This window comes from Brevibacterium sp. SIMBA_078 (genome assembly GCF_046534565.1).
In the GTDB taxonomy this organism is placed as follows: domain Bacteria; phylum Actinomycetota; class Actinomycetes; order Actinomycetales; family Brevibacteriaceae; genus Brevibacterium.
In genome coordinates this window covers 1-269 of record NZ_JAWRYQ010000248.1, presented here as the reverse complement: position 1 = coordinate 269, position 269 = coordinate 1, and the positions used below count along the sequence as shown (strand labels likewise).

1 protein-coding gene is annotated in these 269 nt (G+C 35.3%); it reads left to right on the top strand.

Annotated features, from left to right (window positions below):
- Positions 1 to 269: signal peptidase I (gene lepB, locus SB749_RS19610; protein WP_410711779.1), on the top strand; the 269-nt coding region annotated here is incomplete at both ends.

Sequence of the window (269 nt, the reverse complement as noted above, 5' to 3'; positions counted from 1 at the left end):
ATTTGCAAAGTAATACGACTTCTTTAGATAAAATAGAAAACTTAAATGGTTATAAGCATTCAATCCGCGTTAGTAATACACCATCACGTTTATCGAGCTTTGATGAAATAACAATTCCTGAACACTACTATTTAGCCATGGGTGATAACCGTGATAATAGTGCAGATTCTAGAGTAATAGGGCTTATCCCACGTGATGAATTACTAGGTAAAGCCGAGCGTGTGATTGTATCGCTTGATTACGATAACTATTATTTACCTAGAACAGAG